Source organism: Bacillus sp. MYb56, from assembly GCF_002976445.1.
Classification (GTDB): Bacteria; Bacillota; Bacilli; order Bacillales; family Bacillaceae_G; genus Bacillus_A; species Bacillus_A mycoides.
Genome location: NZ_PCOH01000020.1, coordinates 44,361 through 68,564, shown reverse-complemented (window position 1 = coordinate 68,564; position 24,204 = coordinate 44,361). Strand labels below are relative to the sequence as shown.

The window sequence follows — 24,204 nt, the reverse complement described above, 5'->3', positions numbered from 1 at the left end:
AAAAAGCGTGACAACAGAATAAGATGCCGTCACGCAAAGTATAGTATATCATAAAATCATGGTTAATTATCCCATGTATATTATTTTTTGTTTTGTGCCCATTCTTCTATGTTCCAAGTTTTTGTTATCCAGCCTTCATAAAATTCTGGTTCGTGACATACAAGAAGGATTGTCCCTTTATATGCTTTCAGAGCTTTTTGAAGTTCTTCCTTTGCTGTAACATCAAGATGGTTTGTTGGCTCATCGAATAGGATCCAGTTACTTTCTTCACCCATTAACTTACATAAACGAACTTTTGCTTGTTCGCCACCACTTAATTGATTTAGCGGGCGAGAGATATGCTCATTTTTTAATCCGCATTTCGCTAACATTGCACGAATTTGATGTTGGTCCATGCTAGGGAATGTGTTCCAAACATCATCAATTGGTGTTATATTATCCGCTTTTACTTCTTGCTCAAAGTATGCAGGCTCTAAGAAGTCACCAAGACTCGTTTTACCGCTTAAAGGTTTAATTTTTCCTAAAATTGTTTTTAGTAATGTTGATTTACCGACACCATTACATCCAACGATAGCAATTTTTTCACCGCGTTCAATTGTCATTGTTAGTTTTGGTAATAATGGATGTGTATATCCGATTTCTACATCTTCACCTTCAAAGACGAAACGGCTACTTGCACGACACTCTTTAAATGAGAACTCTGGCTTAATTGCTGTTTCAGGACGATCAATACGCTCCATACGATCAAGTTGTTTTTGACGACTTTTTGCACGACCTGTCGTTGAATAACGAGCTTTGTTCTTTGCAATAAAGTCTTCCTGCTTTTTAATAAACTCTTTCTGTTTTTCATAAGCATTTATATGTTGATTTTTATTAATTTCGGCTAACTCTAGGAATTTTTCGTATGTCGCTGTATAGCGCGTCATTTTTGTAAATTCTAGATGGAAAATAACATCAACGCATTTGTTCATAAATTCCGTATCATGAGAAATTAATAAGAATGCATGTGGATATTCTTTTAAATAATTAGTTAACCAATGAATATGTTCAACGTCTAAATAGTTAGTAGGCTCATCGAGTAATAACACTTCTGGTTGCTCAAGTAATAGCTTTGCAAGTAATACTTTTGTACGTTGTCCACCACTTAGTGCTGAAACATCACGATCTAAACCGATTGCATCAATTCCAAGACCTCTTGCTGCCTCTTCGATTTTCATATCTAGTAAATAGAAACCACCTGCTTCGAGAGCATCTTGGATTTCTGCCATCTGCTCAAGAAGGTCCTCTAATTCTTCCGGTGTTGCCGTTCCCATTTTTTCTGCAACTTCATTTAAAGCTTTTTCTTTTTCAAATAAAGGTAAAAACGCGTCAGCTAATACATCACGAATTGTGCGACCAGGTGTTAAAATTGTATGCTGGTCTAAGTAACTGTAATTTGTACCAGGTGTCCATTCTACACGGCCTTCATCATGGATAAGTTGACCAGTAATAATATTCATAAATGTTGATTTACCAACACCGTTTGCACCGACTAATCCGACATGTTCTCCTGCTAGTAAACGCATGGATACATCTTTAAATAATGTGCGATCGCCAAATGTATGGCCTAGTTTTTCTACTGTTAATAAGCTCATAGTATCCTCCGTCCAACTTGAAATAGTACCTTGAATCATGATACTAAATTCTTGAGTATAATGCTATCCTTTCAAAATGTATATTTTTGCAAGATTAACATTGCATTGTTTCTGGGAAAATATAGAGTGTAATTGAAAGATGTTTAATTACATTGTGGGATATGAAAAATGTCGTCGAGAAGAGCTGGTGTTATGAAGGAACAAAAGAAACGATTTTATATGTAGAGGGTAATAAATAAAAAGCCAAGTTCTTTTTCATAAAGGTGAAAAAGAACTTGGCTTTTATGCTATTTTCTTACCTAGCTTTTTATTTACAAATCCTAAAATCAACCCGCGTATTTGTGGATCAATTGCAAGGCCAATAATACCGTACAATATACCAGTAAGTGTTAGAGCTACCAGTGGTGGTAAGTTAATTAATACTGTGCGGTATAGGGCGTAACTGATTATAAATGCTAGTGTATTAAATACAATCCCTTTGAATAGTAAGGTAAATCCTTTACGAACGAATAAAGTAAATCCGATTAATAAAGTAACCTCAGTAATGATAGCAGCTCCCGCAGCTCCCATCATTCCAAATTGGCTACCTAATACGATGTAACTTACGATAGCGACAGCTAATCCAATTCCCATCGTTGTCGCACGCTTCCACTGTTGACCAATAGTTGTTAAATTATCAGCAAGTGGATAGTTGATAGATTGTAAAATGACCATAAAGGCTAAGATTGCAAGAGCATCACCGGCTGGTGCATATTTTTCACCTAATAAAGTAACAATCCAAAAACTTGGGTCGGCGATAAATGGAATCGAGATTCCCATTCCTAAGAAAGACATAAGTTTTAATTCGAACTGAGATAGTTTTCTATGTTCATCAATATTCTTTTCATTTCCAAAAGCAAATAACTTTGGATAAAAGGCCGCTGCAATTACACCAGGTATTTGATAAAGGACAGCAGGTATTTTAGAAGCAGCTCCAAAGAATCCAACTTGCTCATATGTTGAAACTTTTTCTAATATAATGGGCCCTAACTGTGGTAAGAGCATAATGATAATGCCATTGATTGTGAAAATGAGCAATTGATCTAAAATACCTTTATCCCAGCCCTTATGAACTGTTGTATGGCGAATTACCATTATAAAGGCGATGAGTCCTGTTACGAGACTGGATATCCCGTACATGGCAGCAACCATCATAAGTGACCATTTAAAGGACATTCCTAGTAGAAGAGCAGCTGCGGCTGTTACACCTTGTATTACAGAAATAATCGCTGTAAATTGCATACGTTCTGTTACTTGGAAGTAAGCCATCCCAACACCTTGTAAAGTGGCTCCAAACATTGTCGGCAGTACAACCCAATATACCATCGCACGTAAGTAAGCATCAGGATAGAAGAACTGAGCGAAAATAGCGAAGAGCACAGAAATTACGATAGCTAATACTAAACGAATACGTAAATAACTACTAATTAGTACGCTAATGTTAGCGTTGCTTCTCGTTCCTTCACGCATAAATGTATGTGTCAAACCTGCATCTGTAAAATAACAAATAACAGCGGAAACTGCTAAAGCAGTTGTAAACATCCCATACTCCTTTGGTGAAACATATCTTGCAAAGAAAATGGTCGCAATAGCAAGTACAAATCGAACAGTAATATTTCCTACAAATAGGTAGGAGGCGTTTTTAAGGATTTTATTTGTTTTCATGGAACAAGACCTTTCTATTTTTCAGGACGCACTTCGTCCTATTTGTAAATTTGATTTGTTTACGGAAAGTATGTTTAAAAGCGTATTCTTTATTTAAGAAAACATAAACTTTATTCGTACAAACCAAAGCATTGCGTATAGCTTTTTGCTTCGTTTTCCATTTTTTGAATAAATTTTGCGACAATATTTATTTATATCGCCCTTGATTAATTGAACTTGTGATTTATCTAACTTAGAGCTTCCTTTAATGTATATACAAGCATTGTTAATGACTGTATATGGGAATAGATAAGTTTCAAGGATTTCAATAAGTTCTGTAGAATCATTCACGATCAAGTCTTTTGATTTATTATGAACCCAATCTTTCATTCGATTAAATACTTCTAATTCTTTTGCTGTTTTTAATTCATAATCTTTATACTTTGAAGAAAGATTTCCTTCGGATAAGATTCGATAATATGTTAAATATTCATCTACATAGCATACACTTGTAACGTTCATTAATTTAAATAGAAATTCTAAATCTTCTCCCCAGCTACACCCTGGTGTGAAACGAATGTTATGATCCATCACGATAGATCTTTTGAAAATCCAAGTACTTGTTTGCGCAACAACTTGATGCGTTAAGAAAGCCTTTGTCATATCACCTTTAATAAAGTTTGTCGTGTGCTCAACTTTTTCACCAGTCTCTTCGTAAAAGTTCATATAGCCACAATAACAAGCGTTCATGTTGTTTGTATGCATGCTTTCAACTTGTTTTTCGATTTTTGTTGGATGCCATAAATCATCACTATCAAGAAAAGCAACATATTCTCCGCTAGCGTTTTCAATTCCTGTATTACGAGCAACTGAAACGCCTTGATTTTCTTGTGGGACGTATTTTATTTGTCCGGGGTACTTTTGTACAAGTTTTTTTACGATGGAAGGTGATTGATCTTTGCTTCCATCATCTACAATTACAATTTCAATGTTTTTATATGTTTGATCTAGTATTGATTGCATCGTTTCTTCAATATATTTTTCCGTATTATACAGAGGTATGACAACGGAAACGAGTTGTTTTTGTTCCATCATAGAGTTTTTATCTCCTCAAATTTTTTATGTTTTGTACCATATATACAAGTCTTTTGAAAGGAAGAAGACTACAAGAACATCTGTATAAGTTTAACGCATATAAACTTTGTAAATCAACTTTCTATTGTGGTACCCCGTATAATTAGAAAGAAATAATTTGAAATGATAAAAGCTCCTGAATTTTTCAAGCAAAATTCAGGAGCTTTAGTATATTAGTATTTAGTTAGGAAGTTATTCCTTATCTGTTATCTTTAATTTTTGTTTTAATAATGCATAATCTTGCGTTAATGTTACAAGTTGATGGTGTAATTTGGAGATTTTTCTCGTCAGGTCAAAAATTAAGATAAAACAGAATAATAGTCCGAATAAGAATAAAATGGACGGAGGATATTCTACGTTTAATAGTTTTCCAATCCAATTTATAATTTTATCCGTAGAACTTAAAATAGCCATTGCAATACAAACGAAAATCCATAAAATAGCATATTTTGTTTCTAAAGTCCCACGACGAATGGAATTAATAATTGAGAAGAATAGTAATAAAATAAAGATGAATGAAAAGGTAATTATATGCATTCATTATCAACCTTTCACGATTTTTTGCATCAATATAGCAAGACTCACCTTAACCATGTAATATGCAGATTTAAGGGGAGTGATGGAAGATTGTCCACCTTGTCGCTCTTGCATATTTACAGATATTTCATTAATGCGAAGTTTTTTCTTTTTTAAATGAATAAGGACTTCTGGTTCTGGATAATCTTTTGGATAATTGTGTGCAAAAATCTTAATTACTTCTCGATTGATAGCACGATACCCAGAAGTTGGATCCATAAATGTTTGTTTTGTTAGTACTTTCAGTAGAGCGGTAAAATAAAAAATACCGATTCTTCGGGAAATACTACCTTTATATGCTGTTTTTTCTGTAAAGCGTGAACCAAGCACCATATCACATTGATCCTCGGCAATAGGCTGTATGATTTTGTATAAATCATCAGGATTATGTTGTCCATCAGCATCGAACTGAATCGCAATATCATATCCGTTCTCATAAGCGTATTTATATCCAGTTTGTACAGCTGAACCGATACCTAGATTATATGGCAAATTAACAAGATGAACAGGGAAATCTTTTACGATTTGAGCTGTTTTATCTTTTGATCCATCATTAATAACGCAAATGCTTAATGCTGTAAAATGCTGTTTTAGTTCTAATAATCTTGTTAATGTATCTGCAATTGCTTCTTCCTCGTTATACGCTGGAATAATAATTAACGTTTTTGGTATTGAAATTGGTACCTCAATAGACATTACCGCACCATCCCTTATATACTTAATCATATTATGGTTATTTTTAAACGAACATTATTTAATATACCATTAATAGTATAACAAAATAAAGGAAAAGCTGATGGGTGATTTTAGGAAACAGGCATCGAATAAAAATGCTAAGGCGTAACACTTTATTATAATAAAAAATACATGCAAGGAAGAAAAAACCTGCGCATGTATAAGATAAAATCCTAATGTTACATATTCCAAGGCTTACTTAAAGTTAACACTTCAGCCATTTCTTTACTTTTTAAACGTCCTTTTTTTCTATTTTCTGCACGCTCTGAACCAGTTGTATGTAGCCAATGTTCTTCCTCTGTTTCAGGAATTACTTGTGGTACAGATGAAGGTTTTCCGTCTTTTAATGCGACAAATGTAATGAAACACGTTGCGGCCATTCTACGCTCGCCTGCTAGTAGATCCTCTGCAATTACTTTTACGAAAACTTCCATTGAAGATTTTCCTGTATAACATACGAATGCTTCATAACAAACAGAATCTGCTTGGTGAATTGGAGTTAAAAAATCAACGGAATCGATAGATGCTGTTACGCAATGTTTGCGGCTGTGTCTCGCAGCTGCAATTGAAGCTATACTATCAATTTCTGCTAATAATTTCCCTCCGAAAAGTGTTTGGTGATTATTTAAATCGTTAGGAAAAACACGTGTTGTTTTAATTGCTTTTGATTCTCGCATGAATTTCTTTTCCATATATTCATCCCCTATTTTCTGTTTTCAATCAGAGTGACATGTGTAAGTGGAGTACCCATATTAGATATTTAATGAAGTAAAGTGTTCCAAAAGAGGATTATCCCACTATTTGCGGGCTAATAGTCAGTGGGGGATGAACAAAACCCCCGTGGATTAAAGTTTCACTTTATTGAAATTTCTGTATTTGTATTCATGTAACTGAAAGAAAATTTATCATATATAAAATGTAGTGTAAAAGAGGATTCGCTTACATTGCAAGTGAAAAAGTAATGACTATGTATTTGTCATAGAAATTCCCTATTAACCTTGTGCTTATTCATGATAGAATCGTTTTGTTATGAATGGAAATAGAGGTGCAATGGACATATGAATCATATAAGAACAAATTTTTCGTCTTTCTTCAGTAAAATAATGATTGGTGCGATGCTCGCATTTTTTGCCTATAGTTGTTGGTCGGCTTTTGAAACAAGTAAGCAATTTTTTGGAGGAAGTACAACAAGTATAACAATTGTATTAGTGATTTTTGTTATTCTTATTTTGTTAGTAGCATCAATTTTGCAATATCGTTTTACAGATAAACAATTTCTTGTTTTTCTTATAAGCATATCTACAGTTGTAAGACTTATCACAGTTCTATTTGTAGATGTTCCAATGATAGGTGATATGAAAGCTATGTATGAGTCTGCAAAGCAGATTGCAATTGGCAATAATATAGAAAATATAGCACAGTTACCTTTTATTATTTATGAATCGATCATCATTCGTATATTTGGTGATACGGTATTCGCTTTACAATTATTTAATATTTTATTTTGTACAGGAACTGCATTTTTCATTTATCGCATTGCGTCAATGGTCTTTGGAGAAGAGTGTGGTCGTATTGCATCAATGTTTTACGCTTTATATATTCCAAATATATTTATGAGTTCTGTATTAACGGCGGAATCACTCGCAATATTTTTATTTTATTGTGCTTGTTACATATTTTTATATAAGGGATTAGACCATCCTTATATGTGGGTAATTTCAGCCATTTTATTTGCGCTTAGCAATATGATTTTCCCAATGGGGTTATTTTTACCTATTTTTATAGTTGTATATGTGCTGTTAATTGAATTATTTCAATCAGCAACGAAACAAAAATTACTATTAAAAATGATGGGAATACTTATTCTGTTTTATAGTACTCATTTTGGTGTGAGCTATGGTATCAAGATGATGGGAATGTCACAGTATACGATTTCTAATCAGACTTATGTTCAATCTGTTTTAATTGGAAAAAGTCAAAATGAAGAAAAAACATCCAAAAATAAAAGTGTAAAAGAGCACATTGATCAAGAGTTAAAAGAAATGGAAGTAGAAAGATTTAAACTGTTAAAGCCAGTTATTAACCAGCTTTCAGACGAGGGAATAAATTCTATTATTTTTAAATGTGAAAAGCTTATATATATAGTGGTGACATTATTTATGGCCATAGCTTTATTACATTTTCTAATTAAGAAACAGCAAAATGAAGGATATATGTTGTTTGTATTATTAATTACCGGATACGTGTCGTTAAGGCTCTTCCGAGTAGATATGACATATTATAATATTATTATGCCAGCTTTGTTTATTTTACAAAGCTTTGGTGTTTATATGAGTTATTTTTATTGCCAAAAAATATTTTTCAGAAAATAAAAGAATCCATTTTGGATTCTTTTTTTGTAGATGGATGATAAGGATGAATGCAAAGCGGAGATGAAGAATCTCCACTTTGTATCGATTCGTCTTATCGGTTTAGTTCTAGTTGTAAATTATCCGCTGTTAAGGCCATTGTTGAGGAATCGTCTTGAATACTCTTCATTACTTGTGATATAGTCTCTAATTCATTTTCAATTTTTTTATTTTGTTCTTTAGAGTTAGACATATCTTTTACGATTTCTTGAAAATATTGATCTGTCGCATGCATACTATCTGTCCCTTCAGATACGAGAGAGCTTATTTGTTCCACGGAAGAAGAGACGTGTATAATTTGTTCATTAGTTTTTTCAACGAGTTTTGTAACGTTGGAAATTGATTCTTTCGTTTGCTCTGATAACTTTCGGATTTCTCCCGCTACGACTGAAAAACCTTTACCAAATTCGCCAGCACGTGCAGATTCAATAGCAGCATTTAATGCTAGTAAATTTGTTTGCTCGGCGATTGATTTTACAATATCAATGATTTCGTTAATTTTGTTAGAAATATCAAGAAGTTCATGAGTATCAGTAATGATAGTTTCCATATTCGTTTGGATGCTTTCCATTCGTTTGTTCTGCAGATTTAATTGTTCTTTTCCTTTATTGGCCTTTTCTTCTGATGTCGTAGCTAATGATGTACCTGTTTTTGCAATTCCTACGATACTTTCTGATTTAGATGTTAACTGTTGAATAGAAGAGCTTGTTTTTTCAGATACTGCCGCTAGTTCTGTTGCAATATGTGTAATCGTCATAGTTGTCAGTTCTTTTTCTTTTTCATGTTCTTTTTGGATTCTTTCATATTCGGATTCATAAGCTGCAATAACAAGTTCTTGTTCTAATGTGAATAATTTATTTATTACGTTTATAGAATAAGAAAAATCGTCTATCGTTGAAATTTTCGTTTGCAAAATCTTTATGACGGAGCGGAATAATTCTTGATAAGCAGCGGTATACCATTTTCTATGTAAACCAATTTGTACGTGCCTTTTTGCAATTCTAACACGTTGTTCAATAAAATCTTCATTCATATTCCCGCTGAACAATTCTTTAATATGTGTCTTTAAAGTTTGTTTTAATTTGGGAATAGAGCTGTAGCGTTCAATAACAGCAATTAAATTAGGTTGTTTTGTGATGTTGGTGTAGAATTTTTCTGTTATCCAATCTATTTCCTCATAAATAAATGGCTGTAATACTTTAACAATTTGTAAATCTTCCTTTGAAATATGTAGCATATCCATTTGAGTTTTTAGTTCAGAATTAGCAGGCACGTTAAATATGATTTGTTGGCCTTTGCTTAATTCAATTATACTGGTGTTTGTTTTATTTTTTTTAAAAACCCCAAGCATCATTCTTCCCCCTGTTTATAAAACGTTTTCATTTTTTGTTCTAATGTAATTATATATTTTTATATACAATTACTCTATAGTATATGGAATTGTATATAAATTAAGAGAATTCTATGTAGAATTCTCTTAATGGCCTTTATTAATTTTTGCATGTGTTTTAAAGAAAACTGGGAAATGTACATTATATATTACGGTGACTACACGAATAACGAATGTTACTAATAAACAGACATAGAAAGCTAATATGTGTGCCCCCATTGCATGTGTAATTAAGAAACTAACTGCTCCTAGAATAGAAGCAATTGCATATATCTCTTTTCGGAATACATACGGGATATCTTGAGCGCAAATGTCACGTAAAATACCGCCCCCAATACCTGTAATAACTCCCATTGAAACGACTAAAAACGAGGCGTCAACGTGATGTGACATTGCTGCATTTGCACCAATAGCTGTAAATACCCCTAAACCAACAGCATCAGAAAGCATAATAACGACTTGAAGTTTATTAATGCGCTCAAAAAACATACATGTGAATAATGCTGATAGTACACTTACGAAAAAGTAAATGGGTTTTACAAATGCGACAGGAGGCAGGTTACCAATCATAATATCACGAATAATACCGCCGCCGAGCGCAGTAGCTACAGCTAAACAAAGGACACCAAATAAATCTAGATCTTTTTTTAAACCAACTAATGTACCAGAAATGGCAGCGGCGATAATGCCAAGAAACGTAAATATATCGATTAATAACACGGCTTTAATTCCTTCCTCTTAAAGATGTTCCAGAGAAAAAATATACACTAAAGTTTTGGAAATAACAATTACTTTTCGCTACATGTAGAAAAATGGATGAAATAGCTAAAGAAAGCGTTTGAAAATGCTTGATAAGTAGCAATAAAGTAAAGCGAAAAAGTGTGGAAAGATTAATAGTATAGTTTTTGGATGTAGCTTAGTTGGAGGGATGGTACAATAAGATAAGTCCGTTTTGTACATTTGTATAAAATGATAAAAAAATATTTCTGTACGGTCGAAAATAAGTGCATATGTGTTAGATAGTTTTTATAGGGATAGGGAAGGATAGCTAAAGGACAATGTTTTCGGTTACTAATAATGCTGGACTTGACTAGTTTCGGCATGAAAAATAGTTCTCAATTTAAATATGAGTTATGTTATAATTGCTAGGTGTGTTTAAACAGTAGAAAACTATGATTAAAAGATAATGTGAAGATTTTGTATGGAGGTCTTGGAATGTTAGCAAATCAAGCTAGGGTTAGATTTGAGCATTTTTTGCTCTTTTTTATTATTTTACAGCCTGTTTTAGATTTATTAACGTCTCTTAGCATCGTTTTATTAAAGTCAAATGCCACTGTTGGAATTTTGGTAAGATTTCTTATTATGGCTGTTGGTGGTATTTACATTTTAATTCAGGCAAAAGAGAAGGAAAATAGGAAGTTTTTAATTTACTTAATACTATTAGCAGTAGTTTTAGGGATAGGGTTTATTAATAATAAACTAGTTAAGAATCCTATTGTACTTGGTGAAGAAGTTAAGTTTGTTGCGAAGGCATTATATATATATATCATGCTAGGATCATACATTTTAGCTTTAAAATCATTGAAAAAGAAAGTAAATATTAGTGACAAAGTCAGAAATAGTATTGTGTATTCAACATTAATCATTAACGCTATTATGGTTATTTCTATTTCGACATCTACAGACTTTGGTAGTTATCAATGGATGAAAGTTGGTTCCCGAGGGTGGTTCTATGCAGGTAATGAACTAGGGTCAATCTTAGCTATTATTTTCCCTATTGTGGTACTATATTCTATTCAAAAAACAAAGAGCGTGAAACACGTTTTATATTGGATTCCATCGCTTTTAATGATTTACTCGTTAATTCAAGTTGGTACGAAAGTAGGAATGGGCTCAATTGGTGCTACGTTAGCAGCAGCAATCGGGATTATCGTACTACAATTATTATTTGATAGAAGAAATCCAAACAAAAGGTCTCTTGTACTTAATGGATTAATTGCTATTTTCCTATTGGCTGGTGTTGTTGGAACGTTTAAAATGACGCCATTAGCACAAAATATGGGTATTCATAACAACTATTTATCAGAACAAAATGTAGCGCAGCAAGGTCAAAAAGAAAAAGAAATTAAAGAGAAAATTAAAAAAGAAGAAAAACAACATAAAGTTGAGAAACCAGAAGAAAAGGCGAAGGTAGAAGCTGAAGTTAAGAAAGAGCTTGAGAAAGAGCAAAAGAAAGAAAATCAAGAAAATCTTATTTTCAGTGGACGTCAAGTATATGAAGAGCGACATAAGCAGTTCTTTAAAGAAGCGCCAACGTCACAAAAGTTATTAGGAATGGGTTACGCAGGTAACTTTAAGTATAATGAACAAAAAGAGCCAGATCCGAAGCTAATCGAAATGGACTTCCATGATTGGTTTTATGATTTCGGAATTATTGGTTTTGCGTTAATGATGATTCCATTTATTTATTACGGCGTAAGAATCCTACTAGCATTTGTTACAAGATTTAAGGAAATATTTAATGTGAAATATGGAATGATTACAGCAAGCTTAGTATTAGCATTAGGTATTGCATATATTGCAGGACATATTTTGACAGCACCAGGAGTAGGGATTTACTTTGTAGTGGTGTTAGCTTGTCTAATTGTAGATTTAGAAATTGAATGATAAAAATAAAAGCTAACTTTTGTTAGCTTTTATTTTTTAGTACAGTAAAATAAAGATAGATGGAAATGTAGCGAGGATTTAAAGGAGGAAAAAATATGAGGATATTGCATATGAATGCAGGGGCAGAAGATGGTGGAGGAAAAACACATATTATTTCACTGCTCGATCAGTTTCCGGATGGTGAAGTAGAATTAGCAGTATTTGAAGATGGAATTGTTGCGAAAGAAGCAAGAGAGCTAGGAATAAAAGTTCATGTGTTTTCACAAAAATCTCGCTATGATTTATCCATTTTAAAGAACATAAGTGAATTCATTAATAAAGAAAAATTTGATGTAGTTCATACACACGGTCCTAGGGCGAATTTCTTTGTTTCTCTAATGAAGAAGAAATTTGCGGCAAAATGGGTTACGACAATTCATAGTGATCCATTTCAAGACTTTACTAAACAAGGCTTAAAAGGCTGGATTTTTACTAAATTAAATTTGAAAGCTTTAAAAAATATAGATTTATTTTTTGTTGTAACGAATAGGTTGAAAAAAAGCTTAGCCGCATTAGGTATTTCAAATGAAAAGATGCATGTTATCTATAACGGGATTGAATATGATCAGGAAAAAGCAGATGGCTATAATAAAAAGGAAATGTTTAATATTGATGAAGATGTGTTTACGGCAATCCAAGTAGCGCGTTTGCATCCTGTTAAAGGACATGAAGTTTTATTCGATGCGTTACAACAAACAAAATTGGAGAAAATTAAAGTGTTATTAGTTGGTGACGGGCCGTTAGAAAGAGAACTAAAGGCGTTAGCTACTGAAAAAGGGATTAATGATAAAGTTGAATTTTTAGGGCATCGTCAAGATGTGAAACAATTATTTGCTTCATCACATGTCAATTTGTTAACTTCCCATAGCGAAGGATTTCCATTAGTTTTATTAGAAGCGGCAAATCAACGTGTACCATCAATTGTGACTAGAGCTGGAGAAATCGAACCGTTAATTGCAGATGAAACTTATGGGTGGATTGTACCAACTGGTGATGGAAAAGCATTGGCATCGGCATTAGAAGAGGCGTATGATAAGTGGAAAACTGGAGAGTTATCAGTAATGGGCAAGCATATTTATGAGCATGCTACTATGAACTTCTCACTTCAAAAATTATATGAAGATACGAAAGAAACATATAAGCAATTAATAGCAAAAAACCTTTAATGATAGAGAGGATAGTTAAATATGGCAGTACAAACGGTTGATATTCTAGGTGTTCCTTTCTCTACAATGACAATGGATGAAACGGTCCAATATTTAAAGGAACAACTAGAATTGGAGCAAACTCATACTTTTCAGGTAGTAACAGCAAATCCTGAAATTGTTATGTGTGCAAAAAAGGATGAAGAGTTCCATAAAACATTACTAAATACCGATTTAATTACACCTGATGGTATTGGGGTTGTAAAAGCAAGTGGTATGCTTGGTATACCTGTAAAAGAACGTGTAGCAGGTTTTGATTTAATGTGTAATTTATTTGCGAAGTTATCAGAAGAGAATAAACCAGTATCTGTTTTCTTATTAGGTGCAAAACCACATGTTGTACAAGCCGCGGCTGATCATTTAACGAAGACATATTCGGCTGCATCTATCGTGGGGATACAAGATGGATATTTTAAACAAGAAGAAGAAGAGAATATTGTTTCACGTATTCAAGAGGCAAAACCAGATCTATTACTTGTTGCACTTGGCTTTCCAAGACAAGAAAACTTTATCCAAAACAATAAGCATCGTTTAGAAACGAAAATGGCTGTTGGAGTAGGCGGTAGTTTAGATGTGTGGGCTGGAGAGGTAAAGCGTGCGCCAAAATGGATTCAATCTATTCATTTAGAGTGGTTTTACAGATTATGTAGTAATCCAACACGTTGGCGTCGTCAGTTAGTATTAGCTGAATTTTTAAAAGAAGTAATGCGTTCAAAAAAGTAGCGGAACATCGCTACTTTTTTTATTTGTTTATTTTTGATAAACATTTTACTTTTTGGGAATGATGAAGGAGAATTTTTTATAAGAAAGTATTTTACTTATGCAATACACACATGTAAAATGATGTGTAAAGACAGCTGTGTAAGGAGGACTTCTTGTGAGTAAGGTAAAAGAAATTTCGAAGCGAAAGCTACTTGGTATAGCAGGGCTTGGCTGGTTATTTGATGCAATGGATGTTGGAATGCTTTCATTTGTAATCGTAGCACTCCAAAAAGATTGGGGATTAAGTACTCAAGAAATGGGTTGGATAGGTAGCGTTAATTCAATTGGTATGGCAGTAGGAGCGCTCCTTTTTGGGATACTATCAGATAAAATAGGACGGAAATCAGTCTTTATTATTACATTATTACTATTTTCTATCGGTAGTGGTTTAACTGCTTTAACGACGACATTCGCGATGTTCCTCGTTTTACGCTTTTTAATTGGTATGGGACTTGGCGGGGAACTTCCAGTTGCATCTACTCTTGTATCAGAAAGTGTTGAAGCGCACGAACGTGGAAAAATAGTTGTACTATTAGAAAGCTTTTGGGCTGGTGGTTGGTTAATTGCAGCTCTTATCTCATATTTTGTTATTCCTAAATACGGTTGGGAAGTTGCTATGGTAATAAGTGCAGTTCCAGCGTTATATGCTTTATATTTAAGATGGAATTTACCCGATTCTCCAAGGTTCCAAAAGGTTGCAAAAAGGCCATCTGTTATTGAAAATATAAAATCGGTTTGGTCTGGAGAATATCGTAAAGCAACAATTATGTTATGGATTCTATGGTTTTGTGTGGTCTTTTCCTATTATGGAATGTTCCTTTGGTTACCTAGTGTAATGGTACTGAAAGGCTTTAGTTTAATAAAAAGTTTTCAGTACGTACTTATTATGACCTTAGCTCAACTTCCAGGATATTTCACAGCTGCATGGTTTATTGAACGTCTTGGTCGTAAATTTGTATTGGTTACGTATTTAATTGGTACAGCATGTAGTGCTTATGTGTTCGGAATTGCGGATTCATTAACAGCATTAATAGTGGCGGGTATGTTACTATCCTTCTTTAATTTAGGTGCTTGGGGTGCATTATACGCTTATACACCGGAACAGTATCCAACAACTATTCGCGGTACAGGTGCAGGAATGGCAGCTGCATTTGGGCGTATTGGTGGTATTCTTGGACCACTATTAGTAGGGTATTTAGTTGCTTCACAAGCTTCACTATCGCTAATATTTACGATTTTCTGTGGATCAATTTTAATTGGGGCACTTGCTGTAGTTATACTTGGTCAAGAAACGAAACAGAGGGAATTAGTATAAAGAGAAACCTTAATCAGTGGTGTTTTGTCCATCAACCACTGATTATTAGCCCGCACCAATCGGGATAAAAGAAAAGGGGAACCAAAGTGGTTTCCTTTTTTCTGTTTTTTTAGATAAATAATGGTATAGTAAGAAAAAGGGAATGTTTCTTACTAAAGCGAATGTATACAACAAGACATATGGACAAAGGAATTAGGTGGCTGGATAAATGAAAATCTTACTTATCATGGAAGAAACAGAAGAGCGAAGAAAATTAGTTGAGAACTTTACTGAAAACATTCGAAATGTAGAATGTTTTGAAGCGAAAACTGGAACAGAATCTTTGCTAATAATGAAAAAACATACACCTGATTTTGTTTTTTTAAATTCGCAATTAATGGATGGTACTGGTTTTGAATATTCGAGTTTGTTACGAGAAGTGAATTGTTATACGAAATTTATTTTTATTGGTGAGGATATAGGAGAGGCAATTACAGCTTTTCGTTTCCAAGCGTTTTATTATTTATTACGACCATTTCGTGAAGAAGATTTACAATTCATTTTATATAAAATGGGAAAAGAACAAGGTGAGAAAGCAAAGAGTCATCTGCGTAAACTGCCGATAGAAGGCCATGAGGGGATTAGATATATTCTCCCGGAGGATATTGTATATATTAGTAAAAATAAGGAAAATAAAACCGTTTCAATTTATACAACGAATAATCAGTATATTTCAACATACACACTCCAGGAATTAGAAAATAAACTAAATGCATATGATTTTTTACGTGTACATAAAAGCTATTTAATTAATATGTCATATGTACAAGAACTTAAACCTTATTATAATGGCACGTATAATTTGCATTTAGACAGGTACGATGAGCAACCGATTCCAGTAAGCCGTAATTATGTAAAACGGCTTCGAAATAAAATTGAGCTATGACAAGTAATGAGAGAATTTTAACATAATAGCCTAGAAATCCTTCATGATAAGGAGGATTCAAATTAAATATTCAGAAAATTTAGTACAATCTCCTCTAAGAAGTAGTAATGGGGGGATTGTACGTGAAAACATTGAAATCAATTTTACTTTGGGGAGTTATTGCAGCAGTAGGAGCATCTGCTTTTGGTGTAATAGCTTTATCACAAGGTGAGACAATTAATGCTGTATGGCTATTAGTTGCTGCTGTATCAGTGTATGCGATTGCTTATCGCTTTTATAGTAGATTTATAGCAAGGAAAGTTTTTGGCCTAGATAATAATAGGCAAACGCCTGCTCATACGTTAAATGATGGGAAGGATTATGTTCCAACAAATAAATGGGTTTTATTCGGACATCACTTCGCTGCGATTGCAGGGGCAGGTCCTTTAGTAGGACCAATTTTGGCGGCGCAGATGGGGTATTTACCTGGGACTATTTGGATTATTGTTGGGGTAGTTATTGCCGGAGCTGTACAAGATTTTGTAATTTTATTTGCTTCAATGAGACGTAATGGTAAATCATTAGGAGAAATGATTAAAGATGAAATTGGTCCTGTTACAGGATTAATTGCGATGATTGGTATTTTAGGTATTATGATAATTTTATTAGCAGTATTAGCTTTAGTAGTTGTGAAGGCACTTGTTGGAAGCCCATGGGGAATGTTTACAATCGCAGCAACAATTCCAATTGCTATTTTAATGGGAGTTTACATGCGTTACATTAGACCAGGGCGAGTAGGGGAAGGATCAGTAATCGGTATTGTTCTACTAGTCCTATCGCTTATTGGTGGACAGTATGTAGCAGAAAATCCAACACTTGCAAGTATGTTTACTTTTAGTGGTGAAACAATTGCTATTATGCTTATCGTATATGGATTCATTGCATCGGCATTACCAGTTTGGATGCTCCTTGCACCACGTGATTATTTAAGTACATTTTTAAAAATAGGAACGATACTTGGATTAGCAATTGGTATTTTAATTGTAGCTCCAGATTTGAAGATGCCGGCAGTATCTAAGTTTATTGATGGAACAGGCCCTGTCTTCTCCGGGAATTTATTTCCGTTCTTATTTATTACAATAGCTTGCGGTGCTGTCTCTGGATTCCACGCTCTCGTTTCATCAGGTACGACGCCGAAAATGATTGAGCAAGAAGGTCATGCACAGCCAATTGGTTATGGGGCAATGTTAATGGAATCATTTGTAGCAGCGATGGCTATGATTGCAGCTTGTGTATTAACACCAGGAACTTATTTTGCAATTAATAGTCCAGCAGCACTGATCGGAACAGATGTATCACAAGCGGCTCAAGTTATTTCTTCGTGGGGATTTGCTATTACACCGAATGAATTAAAAGAACTTGCTGTTAACGTCGGAGAACAGACCATTTTATCACGTACAGGTGGCGCACCAACATTAGCAATTGGTATGGCACATATATTTTCACAAGTAATAGGTGGAACGGCGATGATGGCATTTTGGTACCATTTTGCCATTCTTTTTGAAGCACTATTTATTTTAACAACGATTGATGCTGGAACACGTGTAGGACGATTTATGATTCAAGATATTTTAGGGCATGTGTACAAGCCGTTTGCGAAAACAGATTCCACAATAGCGAATGTGGTTGCTACAACGTTATGCGTATTAGGCTGGGGGTACTTCTTATATCAAGGGGTAGTTGACCCTCTCGGTGGAATTAATACGCTATGGCCACTTTTCGGTATTGCAAATCAAATGTTAGCGGGGATTGCACTATTACTTGGAACGACAATTTTATTCAAAATGGGGAAAAAGGCATACGTTTGGGTAACGCTTATTCCGACTATAGGATTACTTATTGTAACGATGACAGCTGGTTATCAAAAGTTATTTCATGAAAATCCTAAAATAGGATTTCTATCACATGCGAAAGTATTTCAGGGAGCATTAGATGATGGTAAGGTATTAGCTCCAGCTAAAAATGTTGCGCAAATGAAACAAATTATTTTTAATGACTATATTGATGCGGCACTTTGTGGAATTTTTATGATAGTTGTAATTGCTGTATTAATTTCTGCACTTCGAATTTGGATTCAAGTATTAAGAAATAAGCCAATGCCGTTAAAAGAGGCACCATATATTCCAAAAGATGAAAGTGAGTCGAGGAACTATGCTTAAAAATTTACGGAACGTATGGGGAAAGAGAAAGCAATTTATTAGTTTACTTGTCGGAGTTCCAAGTTATGAAACGTATGTAAATCACATGAAATTACATCATCCAGAAGAGAAAATTCTATGTCAAAAGCAATTTTTTGCTGAGGCACAAGAAGCTAGATTTAATGCAAAAGGCGGAAAGATATCGCGATGTTGTTAATGGAGGAGACGAAATTTCGTCTCCTTTTTTGTTTTACTGTTCCACGTGGAACAGTAAAACAAAAAAGATTGGGAATTATAGGGATTACGTAATACAATAGCATATAGAAAGGGATAGATGGAAAAGAAAAAGTAGGGAGATTATTTTATGTTCAGAGATCTATTTGTAAATATGACAATTATTCTGTCCTTTATCTTTGTGGGTGCTCAGCTTTTAAGAGATAAGCCATTAAAAGAAGGATTCTCTTTTTGGCAGAAATGTTTGGTCGGTATTTTAACTGGAATATTGAGTATATTGTTGATGCATTTTGGTGTGCATATTGAAGATATTATGTTGGATTTACGTTATTTAGCTGTTGTTTTGGCAATTATAATTGGTGGCCCAATAGCTAGTAGTATAACTGTTATGATTATTTTAATAACGCGGGTATTTTTTACTGAGTATTCTTTAGCCTCTGAATTGGCTTGCTATACTATCGTGGCAATAGGGATTGGCATTACTCTCATTTGGCGGATGAAGATTTCTATATTTACAAAATGGATATGGTTTAATGTATATAGTTTATCTATTTTAATACTACCACTTTATATTTTATTTAAGGATATATATGTAGTGGTATTATATTTAATTTGTTGTATTGTAGCGGCATACATCACATTTGTAAGTGCAAGTTACATATTGCAATCCAATGAATTATTTCAAACGATGAAGCATTATGCAACGATAGATGCATTAACGAATCTAGGAAATGTAAGACAGTTTGATTTTGAGATGAATCGTCATATTGATAGTAAGCATATGAAAAATGATTCACTTTGTTTATTACTTATCGATATTGATCACTTTAAGTATGTAAATGATACGTACGGTCATCCTGCTGGAGATGAAGTGTTAAAACAACTAGGGCGTATTTTGTTAGAGAATGCACCATTCCCAAATTTAGTCTTTCGAAAGGGTGGCGAAGAGTTTGCTCTGTTGTTACCAAAAAAGAGAGTAGCATTTGGAACTCGTATAGGGGAACAAATTCGACTAGCAGTTGAAAAGCATTCATTTCAACTGCAAAATGGGGAAAAAATTAAAATTACAGTTTCTGTTGGGCTTTCAGAATATAAAAAATCACCTGAGCAATTTATTCAATCAGTGGATGATGCGTTATATTATTCAAAAAGAAATGGTAGAAACAAGGTTAGTTCAGCATCATAGGAATTCGGGGAGTACTTTAAAAGATTTCTGTAAAGTAATTAAAACCCACAGAACAATAAATGTTCTGTGGGTTTTAATCTATTTTTAAATTTATTAATAAAAAGCGTTATGTTAGACAAGTTCTTTCGGTGCAACGAATTTGCGGTATGCACCGTGATGTGTTGGTCCTACATATTCGTTAATCTTAAATGAATGACGAATTGCAGCTGTGATGAATTCTTTCGCAGTTTTTACTGCTTCTTTCACCGTTTTTCCTTTTGCAAGTTCTGCTGTAATTGCAGCAGAATATGTACAACCTGCACCGTGTGTATTTGTCGTATCAATCTTTTCTGATTCTAGAAGATCGAATGTTTCGCCGTCATATAACACATCAATAGCAGTTTCTGTGCCTAGTTTGCTACCACCTTTAATCAGTACGTATTTAGCGCCTAAAGCATGGATTTTTTTTGCAGCTTCTTTCATGTCCTCAAGAGAATTAATTTTCACACCACTTAATTGATATGCTTCAAATAAGTTTGGCGTTACGACTAATGCCTTTGGAACAAGAACGTCACGTAAGCAGTCATTTGTTTCAGGATGTAACGCTTCATCCGCTCCTTTACATACCATAACAGGATCAACTACTACATTTTCGAAATTGTGCTTTTCAATTGTTTCCGCAACCATTTCGATAATTTCTACTGATCCAAGCATACCCGTTTTTAAAGCATCTACGCCAACGCCTTCAATTGTCGTTTCTAATTGTGGTTTTAATGTAGAAGCTGGGATTGGGAATACGTTATGTGCCCAACCGTTATGTGGATCCATCGTTACGATTGTCGTAAGAGATGTCATTCCGTATACACCAAGTTCTTGGAATGTTTTTAAATCTGCTTGTATACCAGCACCACCACTTGTGTCAGAACCAGCGATAGTAAGTGCCTTATTCAATGTCATTATGAAAGCCCCCTCAAGTGATATAATGAAAACTATGTTTTCACCATTATATCAATGTTACGAATAAGTACAAAGTGAAAAGTAGATGATTTATGTTAAGTACTATTTAAAATCTTGTATGTAGGAGACGAATTATGTTTCAAGAGAATCGTACAAATGAATTAGTTATATTAAAAGAGATTGCAGAAACGTTGAATACCTCAAATGATACATATCACGTACTTCAAGCTGTGCTGGAAAAGCTGTTGAATGTAACTGGTTTAACGACAGGATGGATTTTCCTTGCGGATGAAAATGGTAGATATACAAAATTAATTGATTACCAATTACCAGAGGGATTGAAATTCGAAAATAAACGACCGATGTGTGAGGGGAATTGCTGGTGCTTACACCGCTTTGTGGAAGGAAAACTAGAGCGAGCAGTTAATATTATTGAATGTAAGAGAATTAATAATGCGATTGAATACAACTGGGGAGATACAGAAGGGATTGTACATCATGCGACAGTACCGCTAAAAGCGGGAGAAGATGAATTTGGCGTGTTAAATGTAGCTAGCCCAGGTAAAACGCATTTTTCGGAAGAAGAATTAGTACTATTACAATCAGTTGCCTTTCAAATTGGAACGGCATTAAAGCGTACAAAACTGTATGAAAATGAAAAGAGAAGAGCTCATTATTATGTAAAGTTAGAACGCTTTATTCAAGCTTTAAGGACAATTCATAAATTTAATGCATTACCAGAAGAGATTGTAATGCAAATAGGGAGCTTATTTCTATGGGAGCAAGTTGTATTCTTTATTAGAGAAGAAAATGAACTAGCTGTGAGAGCTTCTTATAAGAAAGGTGAACTACAAGATGATTTGAGGGCAGTAGCACAGGAAGCGTTGGAAAAAGAAGAGTCTGTCTTGTCGAAGTGTCAGGTTGGTAATATAGAGCATCCCAATAGGACAGTTATCGCTATTCCGATACATATTCAAGATCATATATTTGGAGTATTAAGTGTAAGTTCTAATAATGGAGAATTTGATATAAATACGATAGATGTAGTACAAGCGTTAGCAAATCATATTTCATTAATGATAGAGAACTTAAGATTAAATGAAAAACGCCGCGAACTTGTACGAATGGAAGAGCGTAATCGTTTAGCTAGAGATTTACATGATTCTGTTTCACAAAAGTTGTTTTCATTAACGTTTATGACGAAAGGCGCTGAAGCTGTCTTAAAGGGTCAAAATGAAAAGGTAGATCAGTCTTTGTATGAGATGCGTGAATTAGCACAAGGTGCCTTAAAAGAAATGAGGACATTAATTTGGCAGCTCCGTCCGGCTGGATTAGAGAAAGGGTTATTACCAGCTTTAAAGCAATATGGTGAAAGTTTAGGATTGAAAATTCGGGAACAAGTTACAGGTGTACGTGATTTGCCGCGTGTAGTAGAAGAAGCGCTATGGCGAATTGGACAAGAAGCTTTAAATAACGTAAGTAAGCATGCGAATGTAAGAGAAGCGACGATTTATTTCAAAGTGACGGAGAAAAATGTATCATTAGAAATAGTCGATCAAGGAAATGGGTTTGTAGAAAAGGATATAAAAGAGAAGAAATCACTCGGTATGACTACGATGCGTGAAAGAGTAGAATTAGTTGGTGGAACAATTAAAATTGTAAGTAGTAAGAAACGAACGAGTATAAAAGTAAATGTACCATTATGATGTGAAAATGAGGGAAGTTTGTGAAAATAAAAGTATTGTTAGTTGATGATCATACAGTTGTTTTAAAAGGATTAGCATTTTTTCTAAGCACACAGGAAGATTTTGAATTAGTTGGTGAAGCAAATAATGGGAAAGAGGCGCTAGTGAAAGTAGGCGAAACGAGTCCAGATGTCGTATTAATGGATTTATATATGCCTGAGATGGATGGAATTGAGGCAACAGCTTGTATTAAAAAAGAATATCCAAACGTGAAAGTAATTGTATTGACTAGTTTTTCTGATCAAGCTCATGTATTGCCGGCACTAAAAGCTGGGGCGAGCGGTTATATTTTAAAAGATATCGAACCAGATCAGCTTGTTGAAGCTATTCGAAGCGCGTATAAAGGTAATATTCAATTACATCCAGATATAGCAAATGCCCTTCTTTCTCAAACATTACCACAGGAAGAGAAAGAAGAAGAACCTTCCGTTCAAGTGGATGTATTAACAGCGAGAGAAAATGAAGTATTGCAGTTATTGGCGAAAGGGATGAGTAATAAAGAAATTGCTTCTGTTTTAGTTATTACAGAAAAAACGGTAAAAGCTCATATGAGTAGTATTTTGAGTAAGTTACATTTATCCGATCGCACACAAGCAGCATTATATGCAGTGAAAAATGGAATTGTATAAGACAAAAGTCGTAAGACCTAGTTCGCCTTTAGAAGGTGGACTTTTTTTATGGAAAAATACGTCTATGTGAGGACGTAATTGTCTTGATATAAAGATAAAATGTATTTGTAAGCAACAATAATTATAAGGGAGTACCCTTTTTCGTAAGTGATATATAACAACATAAGAGTGAGTAGTAGGAGGAAAAACAATGGCAACAGTTTTATTTGTAAAAGCAAACAACCGCCCAGCGGAACAAGCAGTTAGTGTGAAATTATACGAGGCATTTTTAGCAAACTATAAAGAAGCGCATCCAAATGATACAGTGGTAGAACTTGATTTATATAAAGAAGAATTACCATATGTAGGCGTAGATATGATTAATGGTACATTCAAAGCAGGTAGAGGATTTGATTTAACAGAAGAAGAAGCAAAAGTGGTAGCAGTTGCTGATAAGTATTTAAATCAATTTCTAGAAGCTGATAAAGTAGTTTTCGGTTTCCCATTATGGAACTTAACGATTCCAGCCGTATTACACACGTATATTGATTATTTAAACCGTGCTGGTAAAACGTTTAAATATACACCAGAAGGTCCAGTTGGGCTTATTGGAGATAAGAAGATTGCGTTATTAAATGCACGTGGCGGCGTATATTCTGAAGGACCAGCAGCTGAAATGGAAATGGCTGTAAAATATGTAGCGAGCATGATGGGCTTCTTCGGTGCAACAAACATGGAAACAGTAGTTATTGAAGGACATAACCAATTCCCAGATAAAGCAGAAGAGATCATTGCAGCAGGTCTTGAAGAAGCGGCTAAAGTAGCAAGTAAATTTTAATTAAAAA

General features: G+C 34.2%; 21 protein-coding genes and 1 pseudogene. 12 read left to right on the top strand and 10 right to left on the bottom strand.

Annotated elements, in window-relative coordinates; genetic code table 11:
* Positions 1 to 80: 80 nt before the first annotated feature.
* From CQ058_RS21250 to CQ058_RS21225, 6 genes are all read right to left on the bottom strand, one after another.
* Positions 81 to 1,634: an ABC-F family ATP-binding cassette domain-containing protein gene (locus CQ058_RS21250; RefSeq protein ID WP_002191340.1), complete on the bottom strand. Its 1,554-nt coding sequence runs from the start codon at positions 1,632 to 1,634 to the stop codon at positions 81 to 83.
* Between the two features lie 282 nt (positions 1,635 to 1,916).
* Positions 1,917 to 3,338, bottom strand: coding sequence for an oligosaccharide flippase family protein (locus tag CQ058_RS21245; RefSeq protein ID WP_002191338.1), 1,422 nt, complete (start codon positions 3,336 to 3,338; stop codon positions 1,917 to 1,919).
* Between the two features lie 93 nt (positions 3,339 to 3,431).
* A complete protein-coding gene (locus CQ058_RS21240) occupies positions 3,432 to 4,412 on the bottom strand; it encodes a glycosyltransferase family 2 protein (RefSeq protein WP_002191337.1) in 981 nt (326 codons plus the stop codon).
* A 231-nt stretch (positions 4,413 to 4,643) separates the two neighbouring features.
* On the bottom strand, positions 4,644 to 4,988 hold the full coding sequence (locus tag CQ058_RS21235; RefSeq protein WP_002191336.1) for a DUF2304 domain-containing protein: 345 nt from the start codon (positions 4,986 to 4,988) through the stop codon (positions 4,644 to 4,646).
* 6 nt (positions 4,989 to 4,994) lie between these two features.
* Positions 4,995 to 5,723 (bottom strand): glycosyltransferase family 2 protein, encoded by a 729-nt coding sequence (locus CQ058_RS21230; protein ID WP_000021472.1) that lies wholly within the window; start codon positions 5,721 to 5,723, stop codon positions 4,995 to 4,997.
* A gap of 218 nt (positions 5,724 to 5,941) precedes the next feature.
* Complete coding sequence (locus CQ058_RS21225; RefSeq protein WP_000412118.1) at positions 5,942 to 6,454, bottom strand: acyl-CoA thioesterase; 513 nt, start codon at positions 6,452 to 6,454, stop codon at positions 5,942 to 5,944.
* 366 nt (positions 6,455 to 6,820) lie between these two features.
* Between CQ058_RS21225 and CQ058_RS21220 the strand changes: the two genes are divergently transcribed.
* On the top strand, positions 6,821 to 8,134 hold the full coding sequence (locus CQ058_RS21220; RefSeq protein WP_105589959.1) for an ArnT family glycosyltransferase: 1,314 nt from the start codon (positions 6,821 to 6,823) through the stop codon (positions 8,132 to 8,134).
* A gap of 91 nt (positions 8,135 to 8,225) precedes the next feature.
* On the opposite strand, the gene CQ058_RS32895 is transcribed toward CQ058_RS21220, so the two are convergent.
* The 3 genes and pseudogenes from CQ058_RS32895 to CQ058_RS21210 form a co-directional block, all read right to left on the bottom strand.
* Complete coding sequence (locus CQ058_RS32895) at positions 8,226 to 9,032, bottom strand: methyl-accepting chemotaxis protein (RefSeq protein WP_370458378.1); 807 nt, start codon at positions 9,030 to 9,032, stop codon at positions 8,226 to 8,228.
* A pseudogene (locus CQ058_RS32890) lies at positions 9,027 to 9,407 on the bottom strand (protoglobin family protein); the annotation flags it as partial. The pseudogene CQ058_RS32890 and the gene CQ058_RS32895, both read right to left, overlap by 6 nt.
* 240 nt (positions 9,408 to 9,647) lie before the next feature.
* Positions 9,648 to 10,280 carry a trimeric intracellular cation channel family protein gene (locus CQ058_RS21210; protein ID WP_002034964.1) on the bottom strand — a complete coding sequence of 211 codons (633 nt, stop codon included), beginning with the start codon at positions 10,278 to 10,280 and terminating at the stop codon, positions 9,648 to 9,650.
* Between the two features lie 495 nt (positions 10,281 to 10,775).
* Here CQ058_RS21210 and CQ058_RS21205 point away from each other — a divergent pair, with 495 nt between their 5' ends.
* The 8 genes from CQ058_RS21205 to CQ058_RS21165 all read left to right on the top strand — a co-directional run bounded on the left by CQ058_RS21205 (position 10,776) and on the right by CQ058_RS21165 (position 20,070).
* Positions 10,776 to 12,227 carry an O-antigen ligase family protein gene (locus tag CQ058_RS21205; protein WP_002143929.1) on the top strand — a complete coding sequence of 484 codons (1,452 nt, stop codon included), beginning with the start codon at positions 10,776 to 10,778 and terminating at the stop codon, positions 12,225 to 12,227.
* A gap of 95 nt (positions 12,228 to 12,322) precedes the next feature.
* The gene (locus CQ058_RS21200; protein WP_002089874.1) at positions 12,323 to 13,432 is read left to right on the top strand and encodes a glycosyltransferase family 4 protein; all 1,110 of its coding nucleotides are present in this window, start codon (positions 12,323 to 12,325) and stop codon (positions 13,430 to 13,432) included.
* Between the two features lie 21 nt (positions 13,433 to 13,453).
* Positions 13,454 to 14,194 (top strand): WecB/TagA/CpsF family glycosyltransferase, encoded by a 741-nt coding sequence (locus CQ058_RS21195; protein WP_002191334.1) that lies wholly within the window; start codon positions 13,454 to 13,456, stop codon positions 14,192 to 14,194.
* A 154-nt stretch (positions 14,195 to 14,348) separates the two neighbouring features.
* Complete coding sequence (locus tag CQ058_RS21185) at positions 14,349 to 15,548, top strand: MFS transporter (RefSeq protein WP_002138953.1); 1,200 nt, start codon at positions 14,349 to 14,351, stop codon at positions 15,546 to 15,548.
* A 208-nt stretch (positions 15,549 to 15,756) separates the two neighbouring features.
* Positions 15,757 to 16,473 (top strand): LytR/AlgR family response regulator transcription factor, encoded by a 717-nt coding sequence (locus CQ058_RS21180; protein ID WP_002191333.1) that lies wholly within the window; start codon positions 15,757 to 15,759, stop codon positions 16,471 to 16,473.
* A 122-nt stretch (positions 16,474 to 16,595) separates the two neighbouring features.
* Positions 16,596 to 18,671 (top strand): carbon starvation protein CstA, encoded by a 2,076-nt coding sequence (gene cstA / locus CQ058_RS21175; RefSeq protein ID WP_002089870.1) that lies wholly within the window; start codon positions 16,596 to 16,598, stop codon positions 18,669 to 18,671.
* On the top strand, positions 18,664 to 18,867 hold the full coding sequence (locus tag CQ058_RS21170) for a YbdD/YjiX family protein (RefSeq protein ID WP_002184484.1): 204 nt from the start codon (positions 18,664 to 18,666) through the stop codon (positions 18,865 to 18,867). The genes cstA and CQ058_RS21170 overlap by 8 nt, the downstream gene beginning before the upstream one ends.
* 147 nt (positions 18,868 to 19,014) lie before the next feature.
* Positions 19,015 to 20,070, top strand: coding sequence for a diguanylate cyclase (locus CQ058_RS21165; RefSeq protein WP_002191330.1), 1,056 nt, complete (start codon positions 19,015 to 19,017; stop codon positions 20,068 to 20,070).
* Between the two features lie 111 nt (positions 20,071 to 20,181).
* On the opposite strand, the gene pdxK is transcribed toward CQ058_RS21165, so the two are convergent.
* Positions 20,182 to 21,006: a pyridoxine/pyridoxal/pyridoxamine kinase gene (gene pdxK, locus CQ058_RS21160; RefSeq protein WP_002016397.1), complete on the bottom strand. Its 825-nt coding sequence runs from the start codon at positions 21,004 to 21,006 to the stop codon at positions 20,182 to 20,184.
* A 134-nt stretch (positions 21,007 to 21,140) separates the two neighbouring features.
* Here pdxK and CQ058_RS21155 point away from each other — a divergent pair, with 134 nt between their 5' ends.
* The 3 genes from CQ058_RS21155 (at position 21,141) to CQ058_RS21145 (ending at position 24,197) form a co-directional block, all read left to right on the top strand.
* On the top strand, positions 21,141 to 22,712 hold the full coding sequence (locus CQ058_RS21155; RefSeq protein ID WP_002191329.1) for a GAF domain-containing sensor histidine kinase: 1,572 nt from the start codon (positions 21,141 to 21,143) through the stop codon (positions 22,710 to 22,712).
* A 20-nt stretch (positions 22,713 to 22,732) separates the two neighbouring features.
* Positions 22,733 to 23,380, top strand: coding sequence for a response regulator (locus tag CQ058_RS21150; protein ID WP_002016393.1), 648 nt, complete (start codon positions 22,733 to 22,735; stop codon positions 23,378 to 23,380).
* Between the two features lie 190 nt (positions 23,381 to 23,570).
* Positions 23,571 to 24,197, top strand: a complete 627-nt coding sequence (locus tag CQ058_RS21145) for an FMN-dependent NADH-azoreductase (protein ID WP_002167303.1) — start codon at positions 23,571 to 23,573, stop codon at positions 24,195 to 24,197.
* Positions 24,198 to 24,204: the final 7 nt, after the last annotated feature.